This is a genomic window from Streptomyces sp. MNU89, assembly GCF_020982505.1.
Classification (GTDB): domain Bacteria; phylum Actinomycetota; class Actinomycetes; order Streptomycetales; family Streptomycetaceae; genus Streptomyces; species Streptomyces xinghaiensis.
Genome location: NZ_JAJKLL010000001.1, coordinates 660092 through 684875 on the forward strand (window position 1 = coordinate 660092; position 24784 = coordinate 684875).

The 24784-nt window shown below is 73.5% G+C and carries 18 protein-coding genes and 4 pseudogenes; 12 read left to right on the plus strand and 10 right to left on the minus strand.

The features are described from left to right. The first annotated feature begins 57 nt into the window (after positions 1-57). The 6 genes and pseudogenes from E4N63_RS02875 to E4N63_RS02900 all read left to right on the plus strand — a co-directional run bounded on the left by E4N63_RS02875 (position 58) and on the right by E4N63_RS02900 (position 7269). Complete coding sequence (locus E4N63_RS02875; protein ID WP_230242323.1) at positions 58-483, plus strand: MarR family winged helix-turn-helix transcriptional regulator; 426 nt, start codon at positions 58-60, stop codon at positions 481-483. 159 nt (positions 484-642) lie between these two features. Beyond that, positions 643-1935, plus strand: coding sequence for an MFS transporter (locus E4N63_RS02880; protein ID WP_228430380.1), 1293 nt, complete (start codon positions 643-645; stop codon positions 1933-1935). Between the two features lie 462 nt (positions 1936-2397). Further along, positions 2398-3869 (plus strand): annotated as a pseudogene (locus tag E4N63_RS02885) (Y4yA family PLP-dependent enzyme). Continuing rightward, complete coding sequence (locus tag E4N63_RS02890; protein WP_230239808.1) at positions 3866-5194, plus strand: pyridoxal-phosphate dependent enzyme; 1329 nt, start codon at positions 3866-3868, stop codon at positions 5192-5194. The pseudogene E4N63_RS02885 and the gene E4N63_RS02890 overlap by 4 nt, the downstream one beginning before the upstream one ends. 29 nt (positions 5195-5223) lie before the next feature. Beyond that, positions 5224-6429, plus strand: a complete 1206-nt coding sequence (locus E4N63_RS02895) for an aminotransferase class V-fold PLP-dependent enzyme (protein ID WP_230242324.1) — start codon at positions 5224-5226, stop codon at positions 6427-6429. 78 nt (positions 6430-6507) lie between these two features. Next, a complete protein-coding gene (locus E4N63_RS02900; protein WP_230239809.1) occupies positions 6508-7269 on the plus strand; it encodes a trans-aconitate 2-methyltransferase in 762 nt (253 codons plus the stop codon). Between the two features lie 56 nt (positions 7270-7325). Here the strand turns inward: E4N63_RS02900 and E4N63_RS02905 are convergent, their stop codons facing one another. Continuing rightward, positions 7326-7763, minus strand: coding sequence for a protein phosphatase (locus E4N63_RS02905; RefSeq protein WP_230239810.1), 438 nt, complete (start codon positions 7761-7763; stop codon positions 7326-7328). 190 nt (positions 7764-7953) lie between these two features. After that, positions 7954-8709 (minus strand): annotated as a pseudogene (locus E4N63_RS02910) (glycosyl hydrolase family 5); the annotation flags it as partial. A 290-nt stretch (positions 8710-8999) separates the two neighbouring features. Between E4N63_RS02910 and E4N63_RS02915 the strand changes: the two are divergent. Next, the gene (locus E4N63_RS02915) at positions 9000-9563 is read left to right on the plus strand and encodes a GNAT family N-acetyltransferase (protein ID WP_230239811.1); all 564 of its coding nucleotides are present in this window, start codon (positions 9000-9002) and stop codon (positions 9561-9563) included. 205 nt (positions 9564-9768) lie between these two features. On the opposite strand, the gene E4N63_RS02920 is transcribed toward E4N63_RS02915, so the two are convergent. From E4N63_RS02920 to E4N63_RS02930, 3 genes are all read right to left on the minus strand, one after another. Continuing rightward, positions 9769-10434, minus strand: a complete 666-nt coding sequence (locus E4N63_RS02920) for a DUF4360 domain-containing protein (RefSeq protein ID WP_185831295.1) — start codon at positions 10432-10434, stop codon at positions 9769-9771. Between the two features lie 526 nt (positions 10435-10960). Then, positions 10961-11611, minus strand: a complete 651-nt coding sequence (locus tag E4N63_RS02925; protein ID WP_125625390.1) for a DUF4360 domain-containing protein — start codon at positions 11609-11611, stop codon at positions 10961-10963. A gap of 786 nt (positions 11612-12397) precedes the next feature. Next, a complete protein-coding gene (locus E4N63_RS02930) occupies positions 12398-12922 on the minus strand; it encodes a GNAT family N-acetyltransferase (RefSeq protein WP_230239812.1) in 525 nt (174 codons plus the stop codon). A 183-nt stretch (positions 12923-13105) separates the two neighbouring features. On the opposite strand from E4N63_RS02930, the gene E4N63_RS02935 reads away from it, so the two are divergent. Then, the gene (locus E4N63_RS02935; RefSeq protein WP_019708028.1) at positions 13106-13477 is read left to right on the plus strand and encodes a DUF779 domain-containing protein; all 372 of its coding nucleotides are present in this window, start codon (positions 13106-13108) and stop codon (positions 13475-13477) included. Positions 13478-13617: 140 nt separating this feature from the next. Here E4N63_RS02935 and E4N63_RS02940 read toward each other — a convergent pair whose 3' ends face one another. The 5 genes and pseudogenes from E4N63_RS02940 to E4N63_RS02960 all read right to left on the minus strand — a co-directional run bounded on the left by E4N63_RS02940 (position 13618) and on the right by E4N63_RS02960 (position 18519). Then, entirely contained in the window at positions 13618-13812 is a 195-nt protein-coding gene (locus E4N63_RS02940; RefSeq protein ID WP_125625384.1) for a hypothetical protein, read from the minus strand. A 137-nt stretch (positions 13813-13949) separates the two neighbouring features. Beyond that, positions 13950-14834, minus strand: a complete 885-nt coding sequence (locus E4N63_RS02945) for a phosphatidylinositol-specific phospholipase C/glycerophosphodiester phosphodiesterase family protein (RefSeq protein ID WP_125625382.1) — start codon at positions 14832-14834, stop codon at positions 13950-13952. A 288-nt stretch (positions 14835-15122) separates the two neighbouring features. Next, a pseudogene (locus E4N63_RS02950) lies at positions 15123-16251 on the minus strand (acyl-CoA dehydrogenase family protein). 49 nt (positions 16252-16300) lie between these two features. Further along, complete coding sequence (locus E4N63_RS02955) at positions 16301-17518, minus strand: acyl-CoA dehydrogenase family protein (protein WP_230239813.1); 1218 nt, start codon at positions 17516-17518, stop codon at positions 16301-16303. A 17-nt stretch (positions 17519-17535) separates the two neighbouring features. Continuing rightward, a complete protein-coding gene (locus E4N63_RS02960) occupies positions 17536-18519 on the minus strand; it encodes an NADPH:quinone oxidoreductase family protein (protein WP_230239814.1) in 984 nt (327 codons plus the stop codon). 479 nt (positions 18520-18998) lie between these two features. Between E4N63_RS02960 and E4N63_RS02965 the strand changes: the two genes are divergently transcribed. The 4 genes and pseudogenes from E4N63_RS02965 (at position 18999) to egtB (ending at position 24732) form a co-directional block, all read left to right on the plus strand. Then, entirely contained in the window at positions 18999-19895 is an 897-nt protein-coding gene (locus E4N63_RS02965; RefSeq protein WP_230239815.1) for a glycoside hydrolase family 19 protein, read from the plus strand. Positions 19896-20224: 329 nt separating this feature from the next. After that, the gene (locus tag E4N63_RS02970) at positions 20225-21550 is read left to right on the plus strand and encodes a S1 family peptidase (protein WP_125627002.1); all 1326 of its coding nucleotides are present in this window, start codon (positions 20225-20227) and stop codon (positions 21548-21550) included. A gap of 502 nt (positions 21551-22052) precedes the next feature. Further along, the gene (gene egtA, locus E4N63_RS02975) at positions 22053-23363 is read left to right on the plus strand and encodes an ergothioneine biosynthesis glutamate--cysteine ligase EgtA (protein ID WP_125627087.1); all 1311 of its coding nucleotides are present in this window, start codon (positions 22053-22055) and stop codon (positions 23361-23363) included. Further along, positions 23360-24732 (plus strand): annotated as a pseudogene (egtB, locus tag E4N63_RS02980) (ergothioneine biosynthesis protein EgtB). Before egtA ends, egtB begins: the two are co-directional and overlap by 4 nt. The last annotated feature ends 52 nt before the right edge of the window (positions 24733-24784 follow it).

Consider the following 24784-nt stretch of genomic DNA (forward strand, 5'->3'; position numbering starts at 1 on the left):
CGCAAGCCGCACACCGAGAAATCCGCCGGCACCCCGATCGACGCGCACGAACCGTGGATGCGCGGACTGCACGCGGACACGGGCTACCTGCTCTACCGCCTGGGCCTGCGCTCGGGGCAGCTGTTCAACGCCTCCCTCCAGGAGTCGGGACTGCGCCTGCGCCATTACGCGCTGCTGCGCTTCCTGGCCACCTGCGAGGGGGCCCTCCAGCGGGAGCTGAGCACCCGGCTCGGCTACGACCCCAGCGCGATCGTCGGGCTGGTCGACGACCTGGAGAAGCTGCACCTGGCCGAGCGCCGCCCGTCCCCCGAGGACCGGCGCAGCCGGATCGTGGCGCTCACCGAGGAGGGCCGCGCCTTTCTCCGCGACAGCGACGAGGCGAGCAGGCGCGTGACGGGCGACCTGCTGGCCCCGCTCACCACGGACGAGCGGGAGACGCTGCACGGCCTGCTGCTGCGCCTGGCCGAGGATCGACTCGAATAATGTTGTGCAAATGATTGACGAGCATGTGATTACTGCCTAGGTTCCTCGGGCATCCGGCCCCCGTCTCAGGAGCTCATCGTGCAGCCGTCCTCCTCTTCCTCCCCGGACCGCCAGAACTCCGAAGACCAGCGGCAGTTGCGCCGCGTGGCCCTGTCGAGCATGCTCGGCACCGCCATCGAGTTCTACGACTTCCTCGTGTACGGAACGGTCGCCGCGCTGGTCTTCGGCGGCCTGTTCTTCCCCGGCGCCGACCCCGCGGTCGGCACGATCGCGGCCTTCGGCACCTTCGCCGCGGGCTATGTGGCCCGCCCGCTCGGCGGCATCCTCTTCGGCCACTTCGGCGACCGGATAGGCCGCAAGTCGATGATGCTGCTGACCATGACCCTGATGGGCGTCGCCAGCTTCCTCATCGGCGTCCTGCCCACCTATGACGCGATCGGCGTGTGGGCGCCCGTCCTGCTGGTCTCCCTGCGCGTGGTGCAGGGCCTCGCCATCGGCGGGGAGTGGGGCGGCGCGACCCTGATGGTCGTCGAGCACGCCGAGCGGACCCAGAGCTCCCGGCGCGGCCTCTGGTCCAGCGCCACCCAGCTCGGGGCCCCGCTCGGCTCGGTCCTCTCGGCGGGCGTGGTCACGCTGGTCGCCGCGCTGCCCGACGACGACTTCCGCTCATGGGGCTGGCGGGTACCGTTCCTGCTCAGCATCGGGCTGCTGGCCGTCGGCCTGTTCGTCCGCCTGAAGGTCGCCGAGAGCCCGCTGTTCGCCCGGACGAAGGGGGAGCCCGCCGCACGGCCGCCGGTCGTGGAGGTGCTCCGCCGCCCCGCTCCGGTGCTGCGCGCGGCGGGCATCGGGATCGGCGCGTTCACCGCCCAGTCGCTGCTGGCCAGCTTCATGATCTCCTACGCCGTCGGCGAGGGCTACAGCCGCCCGCAGGTCCTCACCGGCGTCACCCTCGCCTCGTGCACGGCCCTGCTCGTGCTGCCGGCCGCCTCCGCCCTGTCCGACCGGATCGGCCGCCGTCCTGTCGTGCTGGCCGGGGCCATCGCCTCCGCCGCGCTGGCGTTCCCGGTCCTCGCCCTGGTGAACTCCGGTTCCCCCGGACTGCTGATTCTCGCCCTCGTTCTCGGCCACGGGATAGCCCAGTCCCTCATGTACGCACCTCTCGGCGCCCTGCTCAGCGAGATGTTCGGCACCCGCGTCCGCTACACCGGCGCCTCCCTCGGCTACCAGGGCGCGACGCTGATCGGCGCGGGCTTCTCCCCGCTCATCGCCAGCAGCCTGCTGGCCTCCTCCGGCGGCGACAGCACTCCGGTCTCCCTGCTGCTGTGCGGCGGTGCGGCGATCACCGCGCTCACCGTGTGGCGGACGCGCGAGACGCGGACGAACACCCTCGACGAGGCCCCCGCCCCCGCCACCCCCGCCCCCGCCCCCAGCCCGGAGGGAACCCCGCGCTGAACACCCGGGCACGCGGCGCGGCCGGGGCACCCGGGCCCGCGGTGTGCGCGTCGCGCGGCATGGAACCCGGCGGCACCGGGCAGCTTATCGGCAATGGAACCCATTGCCGATACAGCGCCGACGCCGCCGAGGAGGGCCCGCCACCGTTCCCCAGCACGGAATGTCCCGCGGCGGCATCCGGCACCGGCGCGCCGGGGGAAGGCCGCCGTCCCGCACCCCGCACCGGTTCCGGTCCCCGGCTCCCGGCCCGTCACCCTCCGGCCGGGGGCGGCACCCGGGGCCCGACACGGCCGAGCCCATCGGGCAAGCCAGGGCTTAAAGGGAGATGTCACCGGACATGATGATTCCCGTACGGTTGTCCGAGCCGCCGGCAGCCGTACGAGGTGCCGTCCGGTCTCCGGCGACGCCGCCGGCCAGGGGGAGGGGTTTGTCGTGCGCGTGCCCTTATATCTGCGACCACGGCTGGAGCCACCGCTCAGCTCGCTGCTGGCGGACGCCCCCTTTCTGCACTCCCTCGCCGACGCCCTCGGCTCCCCGCTCAACCTGCTGCTCCCCGACCGGATCGCCGAGAACGCCGACCGTTTCCGCGGCGTCTACCAGGAGCACCGGCTCACCGGACGGGTGTACTTCGCGCACAAGGCGAACCGGTCCGGTGCGCTGGTCCGCCGGCTGGCTGTGGCCGACCCGGCGGCGGTGGGCGTCGACGTCGCCTCCCTGGGCGAGCTGCAACACGCCCTCGCGTGCGGCGTCACCCCGGACCGGATCATGGCCACCGGCCCGAAGGACCCGGAGTTCCTGTGGCTCGCCGCCCGCACCGGCGCCACCGTGAACCTCGACTCGCCCACCGAACTCGGCCAACTGGCCGATCTGGTACGGAAGTACACCCTGCCCCGGGTCGACGTCCTGCTGCGGCTGTCGGCGTTCGAGACGGCCACCGGGCCCGGCGTGTCCGGGGTGAGGGCGCTCTCCCGCCGCAGCCGCTTCGGTTCACCGCTGCGGGAGGCGGGCGCGCTCCTCGACGCGGCCGAACGGCACCGGGACGCGGTCCGGCTGACCGGTGTCGCCCACCATCTCGACACCACCGGCCTCGCGGAGAAGGCCGCCGCCCTGGAGCAGAGCGTCGCCGTCCTGGACGAGTGCCGCGCCCGCGGCCTGGATCCGCGCGTCATCGACATCGGCGGCGGCTTCGGGGTCGGCTACGTCGCGGAAGCCGGCCAGTGGGAGCGGTACACCAGCGAGCTGGCCAACGCGGTGCTGGGCACCCGCCCCGCCCTGACCTGGCGCGGCCACGGCTACGGCCTGCGCAACGAGGGCGGCACGCTCCGCGGGGCGCTCGCGCTCTATCCGGCCCACCGCCCCACCGCCGGGCCCGGATACCTCGACGAGCTGCTCTCGCACCCCTCCCCGCCTCGGGCCGCCCGCTGGCCACCCTCCTCCTGGAACACCTCTACGACCTCGTCTGCGAACCGGGCCGCGCGCTCGCCGACCAGTGCGGGCTGTCGCTGGCACGGGTGATCGACGTCCGCCGCGCCGGCCACGACTCCGAGGACCTTCTGGTGCGCCTCGGCATGAACGCCGGGGACATGAGCCTGGAGGAGCACGGCGTCCTCGTCGACCCGGTCCTCGTTCCCCGGACGCCCCTGCCGGAGCAGGCGGACGACGACGGACCCGCGGAGGTCTACCTGGCCGGAAACCTCTGCCTGGAGGCCGATCTGATCACCCGCCGGAAGGTGTTCCTGCCGAGGCGGCCACGCGCCGGCGACCTGCTGGCGTTCGCCAACACGGCGGGCTACGCGATGGACTTCCGCGCTCATCGGGCCCAGCGGCAGCCGTTCGCCCGCACTGTCGCCGTCACCCGGGAGGGGGCCTCCTGGCGCTGGTGCCCGGACGAGGACTACTGGCCGATCACGGGAACGGGGGGACCGACGTCATGAGGTACGACAGCATCACCGAGGCCATCGGCAACACACCGCTGGTGCGCATCGACCCGGCGGTGCACGGCCTGCGCCACACCGACCTCTACGCCAAGCTGGAGATGCTCAACCCCTTCGGCTCGGTCAAGGACCGGGCCGCCTGGAACATGGCACGGCCCGGTCTCGCCGATGCCGCGGAGCGCGGGGCGACGGTGGTGGAGCTGTCGAGCGGCAACACCGCGAAGGCACTGGCCCTGCTCGCGGGGATGCACGGACTGCGGTTCAAGAGCGTCACCAACCGGATGCGGGTGCCGGAGATCAAGGAGCTGCTTCTCCTCCTGGGCGCGGAGATCGAGGAGCTGCCGGGGCAGAGCGAGTGTCTCGACCCGACCGACACCGAGGACCCGCTGACCCGCTTCCACCAGGCGCTCGCGGGACCGGGCAACGCCTATCTCCACACCGACCAGTACTTCAACCAGCGCAACACCGAGGCGCACGCGTCGGGCACCGGGCCGGAGATCGTCAAGGACCTGGACGGGCGGGCCCCCGACTGGTTCATCGCCTGTGTGGGCACCGCGGGTTCCTCCACCGGGGTGGCCCGGGTTCTGCGCGAACACGACCCCGAGGTGCGGGTCCTCGGGCTGGTCGCCCACAAGTCGGACTTCATACCCGGTATCCGCACGATCGACGAGGTCCAGCAGGTGGGGCTCTTCGACCCGGCGACGTATGACGCCATCGAGCCGGTGACGGCCGACGAGGCCATCGACGGCATGCTGACCCTGATCCGCCGCTGCGGCCTGCTGGCCGGGCCCACCGGCGGCGCCGCGTACCACGGCGCGGTGCGCCGTCTCCGCGCCCTCGACGAGCCCTCCGGCGGGCGCCGGACCGCGGTCTTCATCGTCTGCGACCGGGCCGAGAGCTATCTCGGCTACGTCCGGCAGCGCCGCCCCGAGCTCTTCGGCCGGCCGCCCCGGAAGAACTCGGCCGCGGCCCTGACCGAGGCCGAGATCCGGGCGGAGGCCCGGACCGTCACGACCGGCGACGCCCGGCGGTGGATCGCCGGAGAGGATCCGCGGCCGCTGGTGATCGACCTGCGCGGTCCGCGGGCGTATGCCGCGCTGCACATCGAGGGGTCCGTCAACATCCCGGACGAGCTGTTCGGCGAACTCGTCCGCAGCGGCCTGCCGTTCGGCACCCGCCAGCCGGTCCTGCTGGCCTGCCCGGTCGGTGAGAAGTCCGCCCGCTACGCCGCGCTGCTGCGCCGCATGGGCCATCCGGACGCGCGCAGCCTGTCCGGGGGCATCGTCGCGTGGCGGGACGCCGGCGCCCCGCTGGTCCGGGACTGACGCCCATGCCCGACGGGCGGACGGACGGCATGCCGGGGGACACGATGGCGGACACCCTGGAGGAACTGAGCGGCTGGCAGCGGGAGCTGAGGGAGCAGTTCCCCATCATCACCGGCCACCCGGACCTGGTCTATCTCGACAGCGCGGCCACCTCGCAGAAGCCGCGGACCGTCCTCGGTGCCGTGTCGGAGTACCTGACGACCTCCAACGCCAACGCCGGGCGGGGCGCCTACCCGTGGGCCAACCGGACGACGGCGATGGTCGAGCGGGCCCGGCGCCGGGTCGGGGAGTTCCTCGGCGACACCGGCCGGGAGGGCTCGGGCGTCCACTTCACCAGCGGCACCACGGAAGGGCTGCGGAGCGTCGCCCGCGACTGGCTCACCGGCCTGCTGGCCGACGGCGACGAGATCCTCGTCCCCTTCGCCGACCACCGGGCGAACCTGGAACCCTGGCTGGAGGCCCAGCGGCTGCTGCGGCGGCAGGGCGTCACCGTGCGTCTGCGCGGCCTGCCGTACCAGGAGGTGTCCGGCGACTACGACCACCGGGCGCTGGCCGCGGCGGCCGGACCGCGGACCCGCTTCGCCGCCGTCACGCACGTCCACCACGTCTACGGCGGTGACATGGACGTCCGCCGCATCCGGGAGGCGGTCGGACCGGATGTGCCGATCTGCTTGGACGCCGCCCAGAGCATCGGCCATCTGCCCGTCTCCGTGCGGGAGCTCGACGTCGACTTCGTGGTCTTCTCCGGGCACAAGGCGCTGGCCCTGCCCGGTACCGGAGCCGTCTGGGCCCGGGACACCCGCGGCCCGGAGTTCCGGCCCGGCGGCTGGCAGGGCACCCCCAACACCGCGGGCATCGCCGCTCTGACGGCCGCCCTGGACTGGCTGGACGCGGCGGGCACGGACCGGATCGCCCGCTGGACCACCGCCCTGACGGCCCGGCTCACCGACCGGCTCCACCGTCTGTCCCCCTACGAGATCCTGGGCTGCCAGGCCAGTCTGCCGGCCGGCTCCGCCGTGCGGCGGCGCCACGGCATCGTCACCTTCCGGCACCGCGACATCCCCTCCGACGACCTCGGTTTCATCCTGTTCAGCCACGGGTTCATGGTGCGGGCGGACAGCCTGTGCCAGGCGGGGGCCGGGGACCGCGAGGGCTCGGTACGGATCAGCCTGCACGTCTACAACACGGTGGATGAGGTCGACCGCCTGCTGACCCTGCTGGAGACACTGCAGTGAATGCGAATGGAAACCGTTTCCATCTGTAGATTACCGTAGGCCCCGCACGGTGAGAGACGGAAGGGGCGGCACGGACCTATGGGCGTGAGCATGGCGACTGCCAGGCTGTGGGTGGAGCGCTGGGAGCACCAGCAGGAGCACTACGCCACCGACCGGGAAGAGCGGTTCACCGTGATCGCCGACGTCGTCGAGCACGTGACCGCCGGCCGCTCCCGGCCGTACCTCCTCGACCTGGGCTGCGGACCGGGCTCCCTCGCCGCCAGGCTCGCCGCGCGGCTGCCGCACGCGGAGATCGTCGCCGTCGACATGGACCCCGTCCTGCTGGAGCTCGGCCGGGTCCACCACGCGAACACGGCACGCTACGTGGACGCCGTGATCGGGGACGACGGGTGGACCGGCGCTCTCGGCCTCGACCGCCCGCTCGACGCGGCCGTGTCCACCACGGCCCTGCACTACCTCCCCGAACCGGAGCTCCTGCGCACCTACCGGCAGCTCGCCGCACTGCTGCGTCCGGGCGGCGCCCTGGTCAACGGCGACCACCTCCCCCCGGCGGACTCCCGCTGCGCCGCCCTCACCGCGCACGTGGGCCGCCGCCGGGCCGAACGCCGGCACACCTGCCACCACGAGGACTGGACGTCCTGGTGGACCGCGGCCGCGCGGGAGCCCGAACTGGCCGACCTGTTCAGCCGCCGTGAGCAGCGCCGCCCGGCCCTCGGCGGCAACGGCAACGGCCTGACACCGGCCCGCCACACGGAACTGCTGCGGCAGGCGGGTTTCCGCCGCGTCACGCCCGTCTGGCAGTTCGGCGACAGCCACGTCCTCACGGCGCTCCGGGACTGAACGCACCGGGCGCCCGCCGGGCCTCCGTGGCCGCGGGCCGGGGCGGGCCGAACGGGTCAGTCCGCGAAGCGCCGGACGTACCGCCGCTGCCAGGGGGTCTCCACGGCGCGCCGGTCATAGGCGCGGCGTACGAACGCCACGGCGCGGTCGGCCGGTACGCCGTCCAGGACGGCGAGGCAGGCCAGCGCCGTCCCCGTACGGCCCCGGCCGCCGCCGCAGGCGATCTCGACGCGCTCGCCCGCCTCTCCCGCGCGCGTCCACGCCGCGCGGAGGACGGCCCGCGCCTCCGCCCGGTCGGCGGGCAGCCGGAAATCCGGCCAGCGCAACCAGTACGCGTCCCACGGGACTTCGGGGGGAGGACTGCCCAGCAGATACACGCCGTACGTGGGCTCCGGACCGGCCGGAAGCGGCCGCCGCAGCCCCCGGCCCCGGACCGCGCGTCCGGAGGGGAGCCGCAGAACGCCCGCGTCCGTGGGCTGCCATGTCTCCGTCACCCGCCCACCGTATCCGCGGGCCGGCGGCTCGCGGGTGCGGACGGAGGCGGCCCCCCGGCCCACGGTGACCGCCTCCTCCACGGCGTGCGGCCGGGTCGGCCGCGCCGGAGGACCTGCCCCCGGCACGGCCGGCTCCCGGCCGGGCGCCATGACGCCGTGCGTACTGCGGTGCGGTGGCCGGCGGCTAGCCGTTCACCGAGGCGGAGAAGGACTGCACGCCCAGTCCGGCACCGCCGCTCCACGGTTCGAAGCCGGCCTGGATGCTGGTCATGTACCAGTTGTTGCCGGCCATGCCGCGGTTGACGGTCTCCTTGACGAAGTCCATGACGTCGAAGCTCCAGCTGGGGAGCGCGGACGGCGACACGAAGGAGATGACGTCGTTGCCGCCGTTGTTGCCGGTCCACACCTCCCAGCTCCGCCCGCCGACGTTCGCCGTGCCGGTCTGCGAACCGATGGGCTGGATCGGTCCCACCCGGTTGAACCAGATCATGATCTCCGTCCGGTTGACGCCGGTCCGCTTGGGCTCCGGGTCGAGCCAGATGTCGTAGGACGCGTTGTAGACCGCGTCGGAGGTGAACTGGTACGAGATGCTGCTCGGCGCGCTGCTGATGGAGCCGATCTGCATCGGCAGTCTGGTGCCCGGTGAGCAGTTGGCGTAGTGGCAGCCGGTGTAGATCGACGGGTAGGACTTGGGCGCGCCGTCGGTCGAGACGCTGCCGTCGGCCTGGATGAGCCGGAAACCGTTGCCGGTGACGTCGATGCACTGGGTGGCGCTGGTGCCCCAGCGGTTGTTCTGCACGACGTACTGGCCCTGGACGGTCGAGGTCCCGTACTGGTCGCAGATCACCGGGTCCGCGGCGGCCGGCGGAGCCGTGACCGCGGAACCGGCCAGTGAACCGAGGGCCACCAGGAGCGCCGTTGCGGCGGAGCGTATGCGGAGTTTCATGAGATCCCTTCAGCGGTTGCGGATGGAGGGGGGTGGAGCGTGGGAGCGCTCCCATTCACATGCGCCGGAGCGGACTGTATGACTCCGGCGGGAGACTGGCAAGAGATGCCACCATGTGGCCCACGCGTTCCCGCGCCGCACGGCCGACCGCTCCGGCGTCCGGAGCCCCGTACCTCCGGCCCGAGGGCGCTCCCCACGCTCGCGGGCCGGCTGCCCGACACCCGCGGCGACCGCGGCCCGCACCACGGCCACAGCGGCCCCAGCGGCTCACAAACGGCAAGGAGGCCGGCATGACCGGAGAGACCCGTGGCGAGACCCGGCGGGACGGGGTCCGGCTCGTCCACACCGCCCATCTGGACGCCGCTTCCCGGCGGGCCGCGCGGGCCCTGCTCGACGTGGTCTTCGAGGGGGACATGGCCGACGACGACTGGGAGCACGCCCTCGGCGGCTGGCACGCCCTGGTCTGGGAGAACGCCGAACTGATCGGACACGCCTCCCTCGTCCAGCGGCGGCTGCTCCACGGCGGCCGGGCGCTGCGCGCCGGGTACGTCGAGGGGGTGGGCGTCCGCCCGGACCGTCAGGGCCGCGGCCACGGCTCGGCCATGATGACGGCGCTGGAGGGGGTGCTCCGCGGCGCCTACGAGTTGGGCGCCCTCGGCTCGACCGACGAAGGCGAGCGGTTCTACGCGAGCCGGGGCTGGCGGCGCTGGCTGGGCCCCCTCTCCGCGCTCACCCCGGACGGGGTCGTCCGCACCGAGGAGGAGGACGGCTGTGTCCACGTGTTCCCGCTCGCGGCCCCGCTGGACCTCTCCGGGGAACTCATCTGCGACTGGCGCGACGGGGACGTCTGGTGAGCGGCCGGCCGGCGCCCCGGGCGGGGGTGCGAGACGGGGGCGCGGAGCCGTGGAACCGGCTCCGCGCCCGTCACCCCGCCGGACGCGACCGGCGCGCACGGCCGTGCCCAGCGGGGAGTTGCTGCTGTGCCGGATGGATCGGAAAGGCCCGTTCCGGTCAGTCACGACGGCCGGGCGGGCCGGTGCCGTCCGGGGCGATCAGCCCTCAGTCGTCACCCGGCTCGCACCGCTTCCAGGCCATCTGGTAGGTGGTGTCGACGGAGCCGTCGGTGGAGTCCATCGTCATCAGACTGGTGGTCTCCTTGGTGTTGGACGTCCCGGCGTTGACCCGCAGCTCCGTGTTGATGTTGAAGTTGCGGATCTCACCACACGGGGCCCAGACCAGCGCGGGCAGCTCGGTGGTGTGTGTGACCTGCCAGTTGTCGTCCAACGGCCCGACGAACTGCTCCTGGCGGGCGTCCGTGTTGGACGCCCCCTGGAAGTAGTACGACGCCTTCTGCAGTGCGTTCGCGCCGTCCTCGAGGTACGCGTAGCCGCGGTAGTCCACCTTGGCGATGGCGTACGTGAAGCCCTGGGGAACCTTCATCGCCAGGTTGAGCTGGCAGTTCTTTCTGAAGTCGGTCGGCTTGGCCCCGACACCGACCTGGGCGAGGTATTCGCTGTAGGTCACGGTGAAGGCCGTGTTGTCTTCGGAGACGGCGACGGCGGCCGTCCCCGCCGGGCAACCCGAGCCATTGACGGTCGCAACCGTGATGATCATCTTGTCGGTCGGCACATCCGTGAAATACGGCGGCGTCGCGATCGGGCCCGGAATGAATGAGGTGGCGAACAACGCTGTTGCCGCGCCGGCCGCTGCGAGTACACCGGACATGGTTCTCCAATCGGTCTGCTGTGGACCGCGCCGGGATACAGGGATGACCCGGCGCCGTTTGCTGTATGGAACCCGCCGAACCCTTTGCCGGCTCCGCCACGGGATTTCCCGATTCCAAAAACCGGAATGCGCTCGGGGGTTTCCTGTGTCTTCGGCACGGAAAAGGGCTCGGAATAGAAGACCCCGTGTTCTCGTGGCACATGGCCCGTCCCCTCCGCGAACCAAGGGCATTCCGAGGGGGTGGGGTGGTCCCCGCGCACCGACGGCAGCCGCCGTGGGGGCGCGGGGATTTCAACCCGGGCCGTTCGAGTTCCGCAACCGTGCGGCACATGAGTTCCGCAGGTCCGGAGTGGGGGGTGCTGGTATCCGGTCACCAGTCCTCTGGCCTGGATCACCGGTTGTGCGTCCCGTGGTGTTCCGTTCTCCCGCTCGTGAACCACGCCCCGTGGTCCACGGCCGGCTCCCGGGCCGTGAACCCCGGCGAGTGCCCGGGACGCCACCGCGCGCGGGGTGCGCGCGGAGCCCGTCAGCTACCGCATTCCTTCCAGGCCATGTGGTAGACCGTGCTGACCGCGGCGTCCGTGGAGTCCATGGTCATGAAGCTGGTCGTGCTCTTGGTGTCCGAGTCGCCACCGTCGACCCGCAGTTCGGTGTTGATGTTGAAGTTGCGCTTCACACCGCAGGGGGCCCAGACCAGCTCGCCGTACTCCTTGCTGACCGACGCCTGCCAGTTGTTGTCGAACGGGCCCTTGAACGTGCGCGAGGTCGTGCCCGTGTCGGAGGAGCCCTGGTGGTAGTACGACGCCTTCTGCAGGCCGGTGGCACCGTCCTCCAGGTAGCCGTAGCCGCGGTAGTCGACCTTCGCGATCGCGTAGGTGAAGCCCTGGGGCACGTACACGTCCAGGTTGAGCTGGCAGTTCTTTCTGAAGTCGGTCGGCGAGGCGCCGACGCCGACCTGAGCGAGGTAGTCGCTGTAGGTCACGGTGAAGGCCGTGTTGTCCGGGGAGACGGCGACGGCGGCCGTCCCGGCCGGGCAGCCGGACCCGTTCACGGTGTTGACGGAGAGCTGGATCTTCTCCGGCGGGACGGTCTCATCCTGAGCGGAGACGGTGGAAGCGGTGAGCGTGGAAGCGAGTATCGCTGCGGCAGCCCCACTTGCCAGAAGTACACCGGACATGATTCTCCAATCGATCGTCGTGGACCATGACGGAAGGGGGACGATCCCGAATCCGCCCACACTGAACGAGGCCCGGAGAGTCGCGGCTGAACGCCGGCGTGTCAGAGCCTCATCCGGGCAGCGCGCCGGCCCCGGGCAGCGACGCGACACGGCGCGTCACGGATCAGGGTGGGAAAGCTGGCGCTGCTGTCCGAACTCCCGGAGGTCCTCTGCGGAGACAGGGGCACGACGATACGGATCGGAACTCCGCGGCGGCCCGCCGGCGCATTCCGCCGGCCCGGCTGCCTCGACGCGACGGGGTGCCTTCAGCCCGGTTACGGATTCCACCGGTGCGTTCGGCGCACCGCCAGGGGGCGCTGAGTTCCAAAACGTACGGCCTGCCGGATCGGGAGGCCAGGTGATGTCTTCAACCATTCCGGTGTCATTACCTGGCCTCCTGCTGACCCGTGGGGGGGGCAGGGGTGGGAGCGCTCCCACAATAGGAGGTCCCCAGGGCCATGACAAGGGTGCGCGTCTCACCCGGGAAACAAGGCCGAAACAAAGCGATCCGGACCCGGCACGGAACTCCGGGGCCCGGCCGGATCGTCCGGTGAGGAGACCATGGCGTACCGGAATATGGTCACGCGGCTCACCGAAAGCCCCTTCCGGCGCCCTTTCGGCCGGAAACCGGTCAGTGAGTTCGCGCCACGGCCCGGAATCGGCGGCCGGGCCATTCGTTTCATTCTGGATTAATGCAGTGGCCACCGAATTCGCTGAGCGAGGCGGGAAACGCGGGATGCCCTGCCCTCACAGGGCGTCGAACGGCCCGGCGTAGGCGAACGGCCCGCGCAGTGCGGGGTCGTAGGCCGTGAGGGCGCGGGCCTGGAAGTGCTCGCCCCACGCGGGGACGGGCGGGACGATGCCGTATTCGGTGGCCGGCCGGAAGCCGAAGCGCGGGTAGTACCCGGTGTGGCCGAGGAGCACGACGAGCGGCTCGCCGAGCGCGTCGGCGGCACCCAGCACAGCGTGCATCAGGGCGGATCCGACGCTCCGCCGCTGCAGGGCCGGCAGCACACCGAGCGGGCCGAGACCGAGGGCGGGAGCCGTTCCGACGCGGCCGCGGGTGCACACGACGTGTCCGGCCACCTCTCCCCCGGCGCCCACCGCCACCAGCGACAGTTCGGGGATCCATGCCCCGTCCGCCCGCAACGCGTCCACCAGGCCCACCTCGGCGGGCGGTTGGCCGGGCGCCGGGTCCGGCCCGGCGAAGGCGGCGCGGTGGACGGCACGAATGCCCCCGAGGTCTGCGGGTGTCTCCCGTCGGATCAGCATGCCGCGATCCTGTCCGGCGGCGGCCGGGCCCGGCAACGCGTTTCCGTGCGGCCGGGCGTGCGCGGGGCTTGCCGCCCGGCCGTTGCCGGTGTGACGGTGGAGCGGCGGCACCTGCGACACGGAGCCGCGGCCATCGGCGAGGGCCGTCCGAGAACTTGCGGAACCGACGACTGCGGAGCGGACATGAGCGACAGCACGGACACGGCCAGGGTGGAGCTGACCGGGCCGGCGGCGGACCTGCTGCGGCGCCTGCGGGAGGCTCACGGGCCACTGATGTTCCACCAGTCGGGCGGGTGCTGCGACGGCAGCGCGCCGATGTGCTATCCGGCCGGGGAGTTCAGGACGGGCGGGTCCGATGTGCTGCTGGCGGAGCTGGCGGTCGAGGGGGTGCCGGAGCGGGTGCCGTTCTGGATGTCGGCCAGTCAGTACGAGCGGTGGAGCCACACCCGGCTGATCGTGGACGTGGTGGAGGGCCGGGGCAGCGGGTTCTCGCTCGAGGCCCCCGAGGGCGTCCGGTTCCTCATCCGGTCCCGGCTGCTGGCGGCGGAGGTCTGAGGAGCCGGGCCGGGACGCGCACCGGCTGAAGCCGGTGGTCCCCCTCGAAGGAAGATCTTCGGAGCCGGGGAACAGCGGCGAGCGGGCCCGGAGCGGTGCTCTCCCGGGAGGGACCGCCGGTCGCGCGGCGGGCTCCGTGGTCAGGGGCGGATGCCGCTGACGAGTTGCGCGGTGGCCGAGATCCCGTTGTACACGGAGGGGGCCACGCCGGTGCCCGCGATCAGGAATCCGACCGCGGCGCACAGGATCGCGTGCGAGGTCTTGAGGGATCCGCTGCGCAGGAAGATCAGCGTGATGATCAGGAGCAGCAGGAGCACGGAGATGGATACGACCATCGAGGACAACCTCCTCGGCCGGCCACCCGCAGGTACGGCCGGGACGCGGTACGGAGCGGCTCTGGGGCGTCAGTGTGGCCCATGGCGCGCTCCGCACCGGCTGTCCGTCCGTCCGCCGATCGGGTGCTGACCGAGAGTTATCGCCGCTGTCCGCCGTGGCGGTCGAGGAACGTCTCCAGACCGGCCAGGTCATCGGTGTTGATGTGGTCCGCTCCCGCGGTGAGGAGTTCCGACCAGACGGCGTCGCGCGCCGGGCCCGGCGTGTCGGGGGTGGCCCAGAAGCGCACCCGCCGGCCTTCGCCGTGAGCGGTGGTGACGATCTCGTGGAGTCTTCCGCGCTCGGCGGCGGGCATCGGTCCCACACCGCGCCAGCCGAAGCTCTGGGCCCAGTTGCTGCTGATCAGCGGGGCGAGCGAGGCCGGGGAGCCGCCCCCGAGGTCGTCGAGACGGCCGTCGTAGAAGGCGTACCGCAGACGCTGTGCCTCCAGGGGCCCACGGGCCGCGCGGTCGCCGGAGATCACGGCGGTGACCGCGCCGGGGAGGACCCGTCCGTCCACCGCCACGCTCATCATCCGCCGGTAGCGCCGCAGCCGGCGGTGGAGTTCGAGATAGCTCGCCTCGCCGGTGTTCTTGAGGTCGACGAGGAGTTGCAGGGGCCGGTGGTGGCCGGGATACACCGCGCCGTGGTGGGCGCGCACCCGGCGCATCAGAGGGTCGAGGTAGAGCGTCTCCAGGGTGCGTTCGGGGGTGAGGTCCTCCGCGTCGTGACCCACGAGGAGTTGTCCGCCGACGAGCCAGACATCGGCCTCGACGCTGGTGAACCGGTGGTCGAGGGCGTCGAGAAGGGGGCGGGGATGTTCGTAGTCGTTGTGCGCGTGCGCCCGGCGCAGGGGCGCGGGGCCCCGGCGGGCCGGGACCGGTGCGGCCGCCGCCCGTGCGGCGGCCGGTGCGGCGGCGGTGCCGGCGAGGGCGGCGGCGAAGGACGTGACGAGCGTGCGGCGGGTGGGGCGTACGAGGGCCATGGAGTCTCCCGGGCGGAGGCGCGGCGAACCGGCCGCATGGCGGCCGCGGTACGCGGTGCTCACGGGCCGGGGTCGGGTGTCGGGTGGGCCGTGCCCGAGTATCGCCGCTCCGGCGGCTGCCGGACACCGCAACGTGCTTGCCGGCACCGAGAGTTGATGCGCCGTTTCCCCGGTGGTGGCCCTGGGGTGGGGCGCGGGCGGCGGACCGGGACGCCGCCGTACCGGGTGCGGCGGGGAGGGCCCTCTCCCCGCCGGGGCCCTCCGCGCCGTGCCCGGCTCCGTCCGCTGTCAGTGGGACGGGGCGGGGAGGTCCACCAGGCCGGCGAGGGCCTCCCGGTGCCGTCCCGCGGTGCCGAGCGCCGTGGCGTCCGCCTTGGCCCGCTTGAGGTAGAGGTGCGCGGGGTGTTCCCAGGTCATGCCGATGCCGCCGTGCAGCTGGACGCACTCCTCCGCGGCGCGGACGGCCGTCCGCGCACAGTGGGCCTGGGCGACGGCGACGGCCACGGGCAGGTCCGGGGAGCCGGTGGCGAGGGCGTCGGCCGCGTTGCGGGCCGCGGCACGGGCCGAGACGATGTCGAGCCAGAGCGCGGCGAGCCGGTGCTTGAGCGCCTGGAAGGAGCCGACGGGCCGGTTGAACTGGTGCCGCTCCCGGGTGTGCCGGACCGTCTCGGTGAGGCACCATTCGGCGATGCCGAGCTGTTCCGAGGCGAGCAGTCCGGCTCCGGCGGACAGCGCGCGGCGGATGGCGGCCCCGGCCCGGTCCGGGCCGGCGACGGGCCGGGCGGGGGCGTTGTCGAAAGCGGCGTCGGCGAGGGGCGGGTGAGGTCGAGCGGCACCAGCGGGGTGATGGTGACACCCGGCGCCGCCGCCTCGACGGCGTAGAGCCCGAGTCCCCGGGTCCCTCGGCGGGGACGAGCAGGATCCCGGCCTCGCCGGCGTCGGCGACGCCGCGGACGGTGCCGGTGAGCGCCGCGCCGTCACCGGCCCGGACGGTCGCGGCGGGCCGCGAGCCGGGGGCGGTGGACCAGGGCAGCGCCAGGGCCGCGGTGGACCGGCCGTCCGCGAGCCCGGCCAGCAGCGCCGCGGTCTCCGTACCCTCCTCCGGTTCGGTGGAGAGCAGGGCCTCGACGGCGATGACGGCGCTGGTGAGATAGGGGGACGGGGCCGCGGCGCGGCCGAGTTCCTCCAGGACGACGGCCGCCTCACGGGCGGAGGCGCCCTGACCGCCGAGGCTCTCCGGTACGAGCAGTCCGGCGGCGCCCATGCCGGCGCCGAGCGCCGTCCACAGGTCCGGGTCGTACGGCCGGCCGGTCTCGATCCGGGCGAGGACGGCGGCCGGTCCGCAGCGGTCGGTGAGCAGGGAGCGTACGGCGGAGCGCAGGTCCTCCTCCGCCTCGGAGTACAGCAGGTCCGGCACGGGCTGCTCCGCGGGGCGGTGGTGGGGGCGTGGCCGGTGGTGGCGGCGCTCATCGGGCGAGTTCCTTCCAGGGGACGTCCTTGTCGGTGCGCGGTTCGCCGGGCAGGCCGAGGACGCGTTCGGCGACGATGTTGAGCAGGACCTCGGAGGTGCCGCCCTCGATGGAGTTGCCCTTGGCGCGCAGATAGCGGTAGCCGGCGTCGCGTCCGGTGAAGTCGACGTGCTGCGGGCGGACCATCGTCCAGTCCTGGTAGGTGAGTCCCTCGTCGGCGAGGAGTTCGACCTCCAGGCCGCTGATCTCCTGGGCGAGCCGGGCGAAGCCGAGTTTCATGGCCACACCCTCGGGTCCGGGCTGGCCCGTGGTGAGCTGCTGCCCGAGGCGGATGGCGGCGAGGCGGGCCGCCTCGGCCTCGACCCACAGGCCGAGCAGTCGCTGGTGCAGGTCGTGGGTGCGCAGTTCGGGCCGTTCCCGCCAGGTGGCGACGGCCTTGCCGATCATGCCGCCCTCACGCGGGATGCGTCCGCCGCCGATGGCGACGCGCTCGTTGTTGAGCGTGGTCTGGGCGACCTTCCAGCCGTCGCCGATCTCCCCCAGCCGGTGGCTGTCGGGGATGCGGACCCCGGTGAGGAAGACCTCGTTGAACTCGGCCTCGCCGGTGATCTGGCGCAGCGGGCGCACCTCCACACCCGGGTCGGTCATGTCGCAGAGGAAGTAGGTGATGCCGCGGTGCTTGGGCTGGTCCGGGTCGGTGCGGGCGATGAGGATGGCCCAGCGGGCGATGTGGGCGCTGGAGGTCCACACCTTCTGGCCGTCGACCACCCAGTCGCCGGTGCCGTCCTCGCGTACGGCGCGGGTGGCGAGGGCCGCGAGGTCGGAGCCGGCACCGGGCTCGCTGAAGAGCTGGCACCACACCTCCTCGCCGGTCCACAGCGGCCGCAGGAAGCGCTGCTTCTGCTCCTCGGTGCCGTAGCGCAGGATGGTCGGCGCGGCCATGCCGAGGCCGATGCCGATCCGGCGGGGGTCGTTGTCGGGGGCGCCGGCCGCCTCCAGTTCGGTGTCGACGACCCGCTGCAGGGAGCGCGGAGCGCCGAGGCCGCCGAGCCCTTCGGGGAAGTGCACCCAGGCGAGTCCGGCGTCGAAGCGGGCCCGGAGGAACTCCTCGCGGGGTGTGGTGGCGGGGTCGTGGGCATCGAGCAGGTCCCGGACGCGGCGGCGCAGCCCGTCGGCGTCCGGTGCCGGCTGCGGTGCGGCGGCGTTGCGCGGCATGTCGCGGCTCCTTGCGGTCAGTTGGGGGTGATGACGACGCGGCCGGTGGTCAGGCCGTCGGCCACGCGCTGGACGGCCGCAGCGGCGCCGTCGAGCGGTACGCGCTCGCTGACCAGGGGTTTGATGGCGCCCCGGGCGGCGAGTCCGGTGAGTTCCTCGTGGCAGGCGCGGACGGCGGCCGGGTCCTTGGTGTTGTAGAGCCCCCAGTGCAGGCCGAGGATCGAGTAGTTCTTGACCAGGGCGTGGTTGAGGCCGGGGGCGGGGACGGTGCCGCCGGCGAAGCCGACGACGATCACCCGCCCCTCGAAGGCGATGCATTTGACGGACTTGGCGTAGGCGTCGCCGCCCACCGGGTCGTAGACCACGTCGGCGCCCCGGCCGCCGGTGGCCTCCTTGACGGTGGCGACGATGTCGTCGGTGTGCCGGTCGATGACGAGGTCGCAGCCCAGTTCGCGGGCCACGGCGGCCTTCTCCGCTCCGCCGGTGACGCCGATGACGGTGGCTCCCGCGGCTTTGCCGAGCTGGACCGCGGCGCTGCCGACCCCGCCCGCGGCGGCATGCACGAGCAGGGTCTCCCCGGGCTGGAGCCGGGCCCGGCGGTGGAGGCCGAACCAGCCGGTCTGGTACCCGATGTGCAGGGCGGCGGCCTCGGCGTCGTCGAGTGCCTCCGGTGCGGGCAGCACGGTGGCGGAGTCGGCGACGGTGAGCTCGGCGAATCCGCCGCCGGGCAGCGGCGGCTGGGCGAGGACGCGGGCGCCGGGCCGGGCCCCCGCGGCGTCACCGGCGGCGACGACCTCGGCGCAGACCTCGACGCCGGGGGTGAAGGGCAGCGGTGGCCGGACCTGGTACTGGCCGCGGCAGAGCAGCGCGTCGGGGAAGTTGACGTTGGCGGCGCGGACCCGCAGCAGCAGCTGCCCCGGGCCGGGCACGGGGTCGGGCACCTCGTCGAGGCGCATCACCTCACGCGGTTCGCCGTTCTCGTGTACGCGCCATGCCTTCATCCGGTGGCCTCCGTGAACCGTTCCGTACAGCGTCGACAAGTGACAGGGGGACTGCGGGGGCGGAAGCTGCGCACCGCCCGCCAGCGGCATACTAAGCGGTCGCTCTGCTCCGGGAACAGAGGCGGGGCGAGATCCCTGCCACCACCCCCTGCCACCCCGGCCGCCCCGCCCGCGGACGCCCGCCCGGCCGGGCCGCCGGAACGCACGCACCCGCCCCGAACCGGCATGACGGCCGTGGCGACAAGACGGGCAACACCGGCCAACACCCCCTACCGGGGGCCGCGTTCGGCTCCCTCTCCGGAGAAAAAGTGGTCTAGACCTTGACTGGTGTAGACCAGTGCGATTGAGTGCCTGACCAACCCCCCATCGGCCGGCCCGGCGGGCCGCCCGGCCGCGGCGCGCCCCTGCCCGCGGCCCGAGGCGCGGACCCGTGCCGGGGCCGGCCCAAGGCGGCGCACTGCCGCATAAGGAGTGATCGCGTGTCGCGACGTCTTCTGGCGTCACTCACCACCCTGCTCGTCTGCGGCGGACTGGCCGCACCCGTGGCCGCCTCGGCCGCTCCCGGCTCCGCGGCCCGGACCGCGGCCTGCTCCGCGCAGAACTGGACGGCCGGGCAGTGGTACCCGGCAGGCTCGGTCGTCCGCTACACCGACGGCCGGTACTACCGCGCCGAGCACGACAACCCGGGATATGACCCGGTGATCAGCACCTGGTACTGGGAGCCGTACTCCTGCGAGGGCGGCGACCCGGCACCCAGCGGCTTCGTGGTGAGCGAGGCGCAGTTCGACCGCATGTTCCCGAACCGGAACTCCTTCTACACCTACAGCGGCCTGAAGGCGGCGCTGAGCGCCTACCCCGGCTTCGCCAACACCGGCAGCGACACCGTCAAGCGGCAGGAGGCGGCCGCCTTCCTGGCCAACGTCGCCCACGAGACCGGCGGCCTGGTGCACATCGTCGAGCAGAACACCGCCAACTACCCGCACTACTGCGACACGTCCCAGCCGTACGGCTGCCCCGCCGGGCACGACGCGTACTACGGCCGCGGACCCATCCAGCTGAGCTGGAACTTCAACTACAAGGCGGCCGGTGACGCCCTCGGCATCGATCTGCTGAACAACCCGTACCTGGTGCAGAACGACGCGGCCGTGGCCTGGAAGACCGCCCTGTGGTACTGGAACACCCAGAGCGGCCCCGGCAGCATGACCGGCCACACCGCGATGACCGGCGGGCACGGTTTCGGCCAGACCATCCGCAGCATCAACGGCAGCCTGGAGTGCGACGGGAGGAACCCGGCGCAGGTGCAGAGCCGCATCGACAAGTACCGGCAGTTCACGGGCATCCTCGGCACCGACCCGGGCGGCAATCTGTCCTGCTGAGCGGCTGCTCGCCCCCCGTACGCCCGCCACGGCCCACCGCCGCGGCGGGCGTACCGCTGTGCACGGGGCCCTCACCGACATGCTCGAGTCCCGGGCCGCCCGCGTCCCACCGGGCACTTCTCGTCAATTCTCCTTCCCCTTGAGGCAATCCCGGCCGCCGTACGTAGGTGATGGGTGAACAGGCGCACGGGGATTCCGAGCACCGCGACCGCTCGCGTCTGTCCGCACGGCAGGAGGACCCGCTCGCGGCGTCCGCCCCGCCGCAGCCCCACAAGCCGGACCGGCCGGACCCCCAGCGGCCGGTCCGCCCCCCGATGGAGGTCAGTCAGTTGAGCCACCGACGAGTCAACAAGCGGACGGGCGCCATAGCCGCGGCCTCCGCAGCCGCCCTCGCGGGAGCGGTGATCCTGCTGCCGAACGCGAACGCCAGTGACGAGAAGGAGGCCACCCCCAGAACGTTCGCCGGCCCGGCCGCGGCCAAGACCGGCACCGCCCTCGCGGCCGACCTGGGCGCCGACGCCGCGGGCTGGTACTTCGACGGCGAGTCCGGGCGGCTCGTCATGAACGTCCTGGACGAGGAAGCCGCGGAGACCGCCCGCGCCAAGGGCGCCGAGGCGCGGATCGTGGACAACAGCATGACCGAGCTGAAGGCCGCCACCCGGACGCTCGGCGACAAGGCGTCGATCCCGGGCACCGCCTGGTCGATCGACCCCAAGACCAACAAGGTCTCCGTCCTCGCCGACCGCACCGTGACGGGCGACAAGCTCGCCGCACTGGAGCAGGCCACCGACGGCATGGCGGGCCTGGTGACCGTCAAGCGCAGCCAGGGCGAGTTCAAACCCTTCGCCGACGGCGGCGACGCCATCTTCGGCGGCGGCTCGCGCTGCTCCCTCGGCTTCAACGTGGACGTGAACGGCGCCCCGGGCTTCCTCACCGCCGGTCACTGCGGCAACATCGCCGCCGCCTGGACGAACGACCAGGCCGGCGCCGAACCGCTCGGCACGACGGCCGAATCCGTCTTCCCCGTCGGCGACTTCGCCCTGGTGATGTACGACGACCCGGCGACGGAGGCCCCGAGCACGGTCGATCTGCAGGACGGCACCACGCAGGAGATCACCGAGGCCGCGGAGGCCAGTGTCGGCATGGCGGTGCAGCGTTCCGGCAGCACCACCGGTCTCAGCGATGGCACGGTCACCGGCCTCAACGCCACCGTCAACTACGGCAACGGCGACATCGTCAACGGCCTGATCCAGACCGATGTCTGCGCCGAGCCGGGCGACAGCGGCGGTGCCATGTTCTCCGGCAACGCGGCCGTGGGCCTCACCTCGGGCGGCAGCGGCGACTGCACCGTCGGCGGCGAGACCTTCTTCCAGCCGGTGACCACCGCGCTGCAGGCCGTGGGCGCGACGATCGGCGCCGGTGGCGCGGGCGCCGGCGGCGAGGCCGGCCAGGGAGCCGGTGCCGGTGACGAGGCCGGCGCGGGCGGCGAGGCCGGTGACGGCGCCGCCGGCGAGGAGGCCGGTGACGCGGGTGACATCGGCGCCGGTGACGAGGGCTTCGGCGAGGAGGACGGCTTCGGCGGCTCCGCGGACGGCCGGGCCGGCCACGGCGCCCGGGACGACTCCACCGACACCCGGACGGGCCACCGCTCGTAACGGCGGTCCGGGGGCGTGGCCGCCGACCGGCCGCCTCCCCGGCCCCATCGCACCGACGCATGATCCGGGCGCGGGGCCCGGGTACCTCTCCCCTGGTACCCGGGCCCCGCGCCCGTCTTCCGCTCCCACCGCGGTGCCCCGCCGCAGGGCTCCCGCCCTCTCCCGGAGCCCCGAACCGCCCGCCGCCGTTCGCCGGTGCCAGAAGTTCGCCGGGCCAGGGCAGGGCTTCCCGCCGCTCACCGGGCCCCGGGAGAACACGCCGGCACGGCGGCACCTCCCCGCGCCGCCAGCCCGTCCCGCGGCGCCACCCTCCCGCCGCCCGGCGCGTCCCCGTCACGCTCCGTCTCCCCTCTCCCCGGCCCCGGGCCGCGCCCCACCCTTGGGGAAGGAGGGCCGGGGAGGCACTCTTGAGTACATCCGCCGCAGCGGGTTAGGTGATGCGGGACGGCACCGGTTCACCTACCGTGAGCAGGTGCCGCCGCCACACCGGGAGGTACCGGACATGACCGATGTCTTCGACGCGCCCATCCCTCCGCCGGAGCCCCGCGCCCGGCCCGTCACCGCCGCCGAGGTCGACGCCCAGGTGCGCGGCGTCTGCTTCAAGACCGGGCCGCCGCGCAGGCTCGGGGTGGAACTCGAATGGTTCATCCACGATCCGCGCGACACCCGCTCCGCCGTCGAGCCGTCCCGGCTCTCCGCCGCCCACGCCGCCCTGCGCGGCCTCACCCTCCGCTCCGCGCTCACCTTCGAGCCCGGCGGGCAGATCGAGCTCAGCTCTCCCCCGGCCGGCTCCCTCGCCGCCTGCGTGGCGGACGCGGCCGCCGATCTGCGCCGCGTACGCGCCGCCCTGGCCGCCCGCGGCCTGGCCCTCGCCGGTCACGGCCACGATCCGTGGAACCCCCCGCGCCGGCTGCTCACCGCTCCCCGCTACCGCGCCATGGAGGCGTACTTCGACCGCGCCGGTCCCGCCGGCCGGGCCATGATGTGCGCCACCGCCTCCGTCCAGGTGTGCCTGGACGCCGGTCACGAGGAGCCCGGCCCGCTCGGCCACGCCCGCCGCTGGCGGCTGGCGCATCTGCTGGGCGCCGTGCTCGTGGCGGCCTTCGCCAACTCTCCGCTCCGGCAGGGCGTCCCCACCGGCTGGCGCTCCACCCGGCAGGCCCTCTGGGCCGAGCTCGACCCCGGCCGCGCCCTGGCTCCCCCCGAGGGTCCGGAGCCGCGCACCGCCTGGGCGGCGTACGCCCTCGACGCGCCCGTCATGTGCGTCCGATCCGACAACGGCGGGCCGTGGACGCTCCCCCCGGACGGGCTGACGTTCCGCCACTGGATCGCGGGCGGCGCCCCCCGGCCTCCGACCGCCGACGATCTCGCCTACCACCTGACCACCCTCTTCCCCCCGGTCCGGCCGCGCGGCCATCTGGAGCTGCGCATGATCGACGCGCAGCCGGGCGAGGACGGCTGGATGGTGCCGCTCGCGGTGACCGCCGCCCTGTTCGACGACCCGGCCGCCTCCGCGACGGCCGTACGGGCCGTCGAACCGCTCGCCGCCACCGCCGGCACGGACCCCCCGCCCGGCAACCCGCTGTGGCGGAACGCGGCCCGTCACGGCCTCGCCGACCCCGCACTCCGGGCCGCCGCGGAGACCTGCTTCGCCGTCGCCCGCGAGGCGCTGCCACGGCTGGGGGCACCGCCCGCCGTACAGGACGCGGTGGGGGACTTCACCGAACGCTATGTCTCCCGGGGCCGCTGCCCCGCCGACGACCTGCTCGACCTGCACGGACAGCCGGCACCAGGGAAGGAGAGCCGCCCATGACGGCCACCGAACGGACCAGCCCCGCCGCCCGCGACACCGCGGAGAGCGTCCTCCCCGAGACCGCCCCGGACGCCTTCCGCCGCCGGGCCGCCGACGCCCTCACCGCCGCCCGCGACCGGACCGCCCTGCTCACCTCCTGTGTCGACGATCCCGAACTCACCGCGCAGCACTCCCCGCTGATGTCCCCGCTCGTCTGGGACCTCGCCCACATCGGCAACTTCGAGGACCAGTGGCTGCTCCGCGCCGTCGGCGGCCGCGAAGCGCTCCGCCCCGACGTCGACGCCGTCTACGACGCCTTCGAACACCCGCGCGCCGAGCGACCCTCCCTGCCGCTGCTGCCGCCCGGCGAGGCCCGCCACTACGTCGCCGACGTGCGGACCCGGGCCCTCGACGTGCTGGCGGACACCCGGCTGGAGGGCGGGGAACTGACCGGCGCGGCCTTCGTGTTCGGCATGATCGCCCAGCACGAGCAGCAGCACGACGAGACCATGCTCATCACCCACCAGCTGCGCCGCGGCCCCGCCGCGCTGACCGCCCCGCACCACCGCCCGCCCCGCCGACGCGGCCTCGCTGCCGCCGAAGTCCTCGTGCCCGGGGCCCGTTCACCATGGGGACCTCCGCCGAACCGTGGGCCCTCGACAACGAACGGCCCGCACACCGGCGCGACCTCCCGGCCTTCCTCATCGACACCGTCCCCGTCGGCAACGGCGCCTACCTGCGCTTCATCGAGGAGGGCGGCTACGAGGAACCGCGCTGGTGGGCACCGGAGGGCTGGGCGTACATCCGCGAACACGGCCTGCGGGCACCCCTGTTCTGGCGCCGCGAGGGCTCCGGCTGGGTACGCCGCCGGTTCGGCGTCACGGAACCCGTACCGCTCGGTGAACCCGTGCTCCACGTCAGCTGGTACGAGGCCGACGCCTACGCCCGCTGGGCCGGCCGGCGCCTGCCCACCGAGGCCGAGTGGGAGAAGGCCGCCCGGCACGACCCGGCCACCGGCCGCTCCCGCCGCTACCCCTGGGGCGACGCCGACCCGGGACCGGACCACGCCAACCTCGGGCAACGGCATCTGCGGCCCGCGCCCCTGGGCAGCTGGCCGCGCGGCGCCTCACCGCTCGGTGTGCGGCAGCTGATCGGCGACGTGTGGGAGTGGACGGCGAGCGACTTCCTCCCCTACCCGGGCTTCCGCGCCTTCCCCTACCGCGAGTACTCGGAAGTCTTCTTCGGCCCGGAGCACAAGGTGCTGCGCGGCGGCTCCTTCGCCGTCGACCCGGTGGCCTGCCGGGGCACCTTCCGCAACTGGGACCTGCCGGTGCGCCGCCAGATCTTCGCCGGTTTCCGCACGGCCCGCGACCTGCCGGAGAGCGCGTGACCGCCCGGCGCGGGCGGGCGCCCGCGACCGCCGTCACCCGCCTCCGCCCGGC

Excerpts from the sequence above, each read along its gene's own strand:
- E4N63_RS02875 (WP_230242323.1), top strand. The coding sequence starts at position 58 with ATGCGCGGACTGCACGCGGACACGGGCTACCTGCTCTACCGCCTGGGC.
- E4N63_RS02880 (WP_228430380.1), top strand. The coding sequence starts at position 643 with ATGCTCGGCACCGCCATCGAGTTCTACGACTTCCTCGTGTACGGAACG.
- E4N63_RS02890 (WP_230239808.1), top strand. The coding sequence starts at position 3,866 with ATGAGGTACGACAGCATCACCGAGGCCATCGGCAACACACCGCTGGTG.
- E4N63_RS02895 (WP_230242324.1), top strand. The coding sequence starts at position 5,224 with ATGCCGGGGGACACGATGGCGGACACCCTGGAGGAACTGAGCGGCTGG.
- E4N63_RS02900 (WP_230239809.1), top strand. The coding sequence starts at position 6,508 with ATGGGCGTGAGCATGGCGACTGCCAGGCTGTGGGTGGAGCGCTGGGAG.
- E4N63_RS02915 (WP_230239811.1), top strand. The coding sequence starts at position 9,000 with ATGACCGGAGAGACCCGTGGCGAGACCCGGCGGGACGGGGTCCGGCTC.
- E4N63_RS02920 (WP_185831295.1), bottom strand. The coding sequence starts at position 10,434 with ATGTCCGGTGTACTCGCAGCGGCCGGCGCGGCAACAGCGTTGTTCGCC.
- E4N63_RS02925 (WP_125625390.1), bottom strand. The coding sequence starts at position 11,611 with ATGTCCGGTGTACTTCTGGCAAGTGGGGCTGCCGCAGCGATACTCGCT.
- E4N63_RS02930 (WP_230239812.1), bottom strand. The coding sequence starts at position 12,922 with ATGCTGATCCGACGGGAGACACCCGCAGACCTCGGGGGCATTCGTGCC.
- E4N63_RS02935 (WP_019708028.1), top strand. The coding sequence starts at position 13,106 with ATGAGCGACAGCACGGACACGGCCAGGGTGGAGCTGACCGGGCCGGCG.
- E4N63_RS02940 (WP_125625384.1), bottom strand. The coding sequence starts at position 13,812 with ATGGTCGTATCCATCTCCGTGCTCCTGCTGCTCCTGATCATCACGCTG.
- E4N63_RS02945 (WP_125625382.1), bottom strand. The coding sequence starts at position 14,834 with ATGGCCCTCGTACGCCCCACCCGCCGCACGCTCGTCACGTCCTTCGCC.
- E4N63_RS02955 (WP_230239813.1), bottom strand. The coding sequence starts at position 17,518 with ATGCCGCGCAACGCCGCCGCACCGCAGCCGGCACCGGACGCCGACGGG.
- E4N63_RS02960 (WP_230239814.1), bottom strand. The coding sequence starts at position 18,519 with ATGAAGGCATGGCGCGTACACGAGAACGGCGAACCGCGTGAGGTGATG.
- egtA (WP_125627087.1), top strand. The coding sequence starts at position 22,053 with ATGACCGATGTCTTCGACGCGCCCATCCCTCCGCCGGAGCCCCGCGCC.